The following is a 5,396-nucleotide window of genomic DNA, read 5'->3' as shown; positions in this document are numbered from 1 at the left end:
GGTGCGGGTGCGGGTGCGGGTGCTGGTGCAGGTGCTGGCGCTGGTGCTGGTGCTGGTGCTGGTGCGGGTGCGGGCGCTGGTGTGGAAATACCTGCGAGTTTGCTACTTCCATTACGACTAGAGTCAGGAAGCCCCACGCTCGTTGCACGCAAACCGAACTCTTGATTGAAAAACTGATCGAGAGTTAAGGCTGCTGTACTGTGAGATAGAACAAAGTTGGCTATCTGAAAGTCATCTTTCCCGCCTTTTAAACCGTTTTCACCAATCTCTGCACCAAATTCAAATGTATGGGTATTTCCATCACCATTTAGATTAGCTGAACCGACGCTTTGAAGCTGTCCAGTGGTGCTATATGCAGTTGTAGTTATGGGCGTACCATTTAAACCGGTGACTTTGAGACCAGATAGAAGTGAGTTATCTTTAATATCGAAGAAAACTCCGCGTATATCGCCGATATTTTTATAGGTTGAGTCAGTCACAAATTCGACTTTGACTTGAACTTTTCCTGCACCTGCTATTGTGTCATCCAGCGTATATCTAACTTTTAATGGATCGCCTGTAAAGTTAGTAGTAGTAAAACTCATGGAAGCTGCATCTGCTTGAGACATCTGCCCAGCCATAACTATAGCTAATGACGATAAACCACAAGTTATATAACCTATTCGTCTTTGTAAATTCATTTGAGCCACTTGTTTAAAACTCCTTTTTGCTTGTAAAAAGCTTCATAAAATCGTATTGCAGCATAAAATATCCCTTCAAAATAGAGCGTTTAAGTTATGACAAACTGAGTCTACAAACTGCTTGTTAGCAGCTATTTTTTAGGCAATTTATTATTTAAGCCTTTGCTATATCAGTTAGTTTGTATAACGAAAATTTCTGTTTTCTAGGAGGGAATTCAATGTGAGATGCACTTGATAGGAATCTCTGAAACTTTTATTTTCTCAGTGATTAATAAATATAATTTGCCACAGTAGATTATCAGTAGTCTATAGTTTATCTAGATTTTTATAAGAACTTTAATCTAAAGATGGAAAACAAGAGTTTTTATGTATTTATATATAGGTTATGTGTTTACATTTGAAAAACTTATTTAAGTATTTACTAGCACAATAAATTTAATCTTTAAGTCTTCTTTATAAATAAAAAAGTGAGGATATCACCTCACTTGAAGATAATTCAAAGTAAATAGGAATCTAACCTAAGATGCTTCTCGGCGTACCCAACCATTGATAGTAAAACGGCTATCTGCAAAGGCTTTAGATGGACAGTTTACCGGGAGAACCTCGTGCATATATCGGCTGAGGAAAAAGACAACACTGTTATTGCGCGGTTCGACAGTTTTAAAAGATTCTGCTTTGACATAAAAGTTATTTTCCACTTTACTGTCGTATATTAATAATTCTCCTCCCGAAAACCGCTTGGGTTCTCGATTGAAGTAATAAACATAAGTTAGTTCTCTTGTGGCAGTATCTGAACTACCATTATCGTTATGAATTTTGTAAAAATTTCCATCATTATGTGATGTTAGTTGGCTTTCAATTTGAGATATCGGAAATGGTGACATTCCCAATTTACTTATGATATCAGGCATAATGTTCTGGATTTTGTTGACAATTAGTTCAGCAAAATCAGGGAATGAGTACAGCACCATTGACCGACGATAATTTTGATCATTAGTAGAAGTACTAGTAGAGACAAAATTTGATTTGTTAGCTAGTACATATTTGATCAGGCGCTCATGCTCATTAGGCGAGAGAAAATTATCTATTTGTACATAACTAGAATTCAAAATATCATTGGCTACAGGTTGGATATTTTCAGTTTGCTGTATCCAAAGAGGTGGTTCGGTTACTAAACCAACAAGATTTTCACTAGCAAAAGATAAGGCTGAATGTCCTTCATAGATGGGAATTTGAAATAAACAGTGACTTGCAGATTCTTGTTTATAAGCACGAGCCACAATAGTTGTTAACAGGCTATGCAGTACAGGGTCATCTGGATTCAAATAAACTGTGTACTGATGTCCTCCTGCTAACAGAAGTTGAACTTTGACTTTCTTGTTTTCTATTTGTTGAGAATTTGTTGACATAAATTATTAGTGCTTAGGATAGCGATCGCTGGAAAGTGGGTAAAAATCAAAGTAAGAAAGTAATGTCTAGGTTTCGTCAAATCTGGGCGAAAACTCGACTTACTTTCTTGATTACAGAACAATAAAAATATCTAGTACAACTTTGTCAAAATTAGCAGACTATCAAAAATGCTGAAAAATCTGGGGTATCTGGATTCTTTACTTTGTACTTTTTATACTGATAGCTATTGGTTCTAGCACATTTTCGCTCATCCTGTCATTCAGGAAATACCACAGTAATTCAAGATGAAAAAATGAAAGCCGTAGTTATACGAACTACGGCATTGTGCATTAAATATTCAAAATTTATTTTCGGTATTTACCGAGGTTCAACAGCGTATGCAATCAATTGGCTAAGACGTAAACGCAAGGTTTCTAAGCCTAAACGTTCACTGGCCGAAATGAACACAGCTAAAGGAAATTCTTCCCGCGCTATAGCTAACGTTTCGCTGTCTACTTGATCAATTTTGTTAAAGGCAACCAACGCTGGGCCAGGAGTCACAGGCATGGCGGCGAGAATTTCTCGTACTGAGCGAATGTGACTTAACCAAGCAGGATGAGACAAATCCACTAAATGTAATAAAGCATCAGCTTCTGTGACTTCTTCCAAGGTGGCACGGAAAGCATCCATTAAGGATGCAGGTAATTCGTGAATGAACCCTACTGTATCTGTAATGAGAATTTCTTGGGGTTCATTTGTGTCAGCATGGGGAATTACCAAACGACGTGTGGTCGGGTCAAGAGTAGCAAATAGCTGGTCAGCCGTATAGACTTCAGCGTTAGTCAGGGCATTGAGTGAGGTCGATTTACCAGCGTTGGTATAACCAACCAAGGCGACTGAAGGAACTTCCCGATGTTGCCGTCGTTGCCGTAACCGCGAACGATGGGCTTGCAACTGGTCGACTTCTTGTTGCAGTCGAGAAATTCGCCGCTGAATTGCCCGGCGTTCTGTTTCTAGTTTGGTTTCACCAGGGCCGCGAGTACCGATACCACCACCTAACCGCGACATTGCTTGTCCTCTACCAGTCAGTCGCGGCAGCATATATCCTAGCTGTGCCAGTTCTACTTGCAATTTACCTGCACGGGATTGGGCGCGTTGGGCAAAGATATCCAGAATGACTTCTGTGCGGTCAACTACCCGAATACCAATTTGTGCTTCTAAGTTACGGACTTGGGCGGGTGAGAGGTCGCGGTCGAAGACAACAAGATTACATCCTAGGGTTTGGGCTGTTAAGGCGACTTCTTGCACCTTACCTTCACCGATGACTGTTTGAGGATGAATGCGCGATCGCTTTTGTTGTAATGTCTGTATTACATCACCGCCAGCCGTATCTACTAGTCGCCCTAATTCCGCTATGGTGTCGTGAAATTGTTGCGGAGTTAATTCATCTGTCATCACTCCCACAATTAACACGCGGTCATGGTCAGCATCTACTTCCTGGGCAACAAATTCTCGGCGGAATTCTTCTTCTAGTCCTTCCACTAAGTCGATGAAATCTTGTTCTGCCAACATATCCAAGCTCATCGGTGGGGAAATGCTAGAGTAAATTGCTGAGTTTTGCGTACCAGGTGCTGAGTTTTGGACTGTTACTAATTGTTTAGTATCTGAGACTAAATGAGCTAAATAAGCTTCTTTGACATAACCTGTCGCGCCACCACCACGCCGAGTAAATCCTGTCCCAGTAATATTCAGCAACACCAACGCGTCTAAACGTTGCATTGCCATAGCTGTCAGGGCTACCTCATTCGGTGGTTCTGATTTGAGATGGGTGGCAATACAGCGAATACCGCTAAGACGTTCTGCACCATAACGAGGCAGTTCTAGCGGTGGGATTTGCGTCTGACGCGGTGTGCCTACCCCAACACGAATCACTTGACCGCGACGGTTGAGATAGGCACACACGGGTTGATTGATTTCTGTGCTAATGGCTGCTAGACGCTGGGAAAACTCAGGCGTTGTGATGCGATCGCCTGGTATACGCTGGTGGTACAGCCGCTGTAGGTGTTTCAGCTGGCTGGACTTTAAACCTTGGAGGTTTCCGAAGATAGTCTCTATAGGCGTTTATGACCAGTTAACTGGCCCTCCGAATCCTTCTATTGTCTATTTTACAACAGTTGTTAGGGTACAAGCTCTGTCTTTTGGGGGGTGCGATATGCAGTCAGCTTTCAGGAGCTATTCCGCCAGAGACTCACGGCTGTTTGCAATTCTTCTGACAACCAGCTATCAAATTGCGGATACACAGGTAAACGCGGCACTAATTCCCACCCCACTGGTTGTAAAATGTCTCTCAATTCTTGTTCTTGAATATGAGGATAGTCGGGATTCACTTCATCTTTTGGGCTTATTCCGCCTAAATCTCTAGCACCCGCTTCAATACAACCGAGTAACCATTGCTCATCTTTAACTAGATTTGGCGGAATTTGAATTGTAATTTCTGGCGGTAAAATTTGACGGGCTTTGGTAATCACTGCGGGTAACTGATGGGGGACAAAACCTAGTGCGTCAAATGTTTGCTGATTTCCCGGACTGTGAGGTTGCAAAATCACTTCTTGAATGTGATGGTGGCGTTGATGAATTTTAGATATAGCTTCTAAGGTTGTCCACCAATCATCTGCGGTTTCGCCAATTCCTAAAAGCAAACCTGTGGTGAAGGGAATTTGCAATTCTCCCGCCCATTTTAATTGTTGCAGTCTCAGTTCTGGGACTTTACTGGGTGCGTAGCGATGTACAGTCTTCAACAGTTCTGGTGTTAACTGTTCCAACATCAAACCCATTGAGACATTGACATTTTTTAACTGTTGCATTTCTGCAAAACTCAGAGGCCCGGCGTTGGTGTGTGGTAAAAAACCCATCGTCAATGCTAATGCACATAAATCATAAATTCGCTGAAACCAGGCCTGACGCTGTGGTGAATTAGGGTGTACCTCACCACTAAGGATCAGAATTTCACAGACTTTCTCATTTTTAAGTTGTTTTAAGATTTCCTCTGCTGCTGATAGCGTCAGCCAAGAACTCTCGCCGGGGTTGGTACGAAAGTTGCAGTAAGTACAGCGATTGAAGCACTCGTAAGTTGGAACGATTGTATAAGCAGGGCTATAGGTAACAATGGCAGAATTAGCATCCGTCATAAAATAGATTTCTTAAAGAATTGTAAACGTATCAATTTACCGCAAAATCCTGACTGTAACTAGGTATCAGAGCTTTCTACAGGGTAAGTTAAAAATTTTTTCTCAGAATGCTTTACAAAAAGCAATAATTACCTTTAAG

Annotated in this window: 4 protein-coding genes; all 4 read right to left on the bottom strand. The window is 41.5% G+C overall.

All coding sequences use genetic code 11. From position 1 onward, the window contains the following. A partial coding sequence (locus tag NCWK1_RS29195; protein ID WP_146034016.1) for a hypothetical protein occupies nt 1-689 on the bottom strand: 689 nt, incomplete at its 3' end. A 509-nt stretch (nt 690-1,198) separates the two neighbouring features. Then, nucleotides 1,199-2,089: a 2OG-Fe(II) oxygenase gene (locus NCWK1_RS20685; protein ID WP_103125991.1), complete on the bottom strand. Its 891-nt coding sequence runs from the start codon at nt 2,087-2,089 to the stop codon at nt 1,199-1,201. 358 nt (nt 2,090-2,447) lie between these two features. Further along, on the bottom strand, nt 2,448-4,184 hold the full coding sequence (hflX, locus tag NCWK1_RS20680; protein WP_103125990.1) for a GTPase HflX: 1,737 nt from the start codon (nt 4,182-4,184) through the stop codon (nt 2,448-2,450). Between the two features lie 110 nt (nt 4,185-4,294). Further along, complete coding sequence (cofG, locus tag NCWK1_RS20675; protein ID WP_103125989.1) at nt 4,295-5,257, bottom strand: 7,8-didemethyl-8-hydroxy-5-deazariboflavin synthase subunit CofG; 963 nt, start codon at nt 5,255-5,257, stop codon at nt 4,295-4,297. Nucleotides 5,258-5,396: the final 139 nt, after the last annotated feature.

This window comes from Nostoc cycadae WK-1 (assembly GCF_002897135.1).
Classification (GTDB): domain Bacteria; phylum Cyanobacteriota; class Cyanobacteriia; order Cyanobacteriales; family Nostocaceae; genus Nostoc_B.
This window is presented reverse-complemented; position numbering and strand designations above follow the sequence as displayed.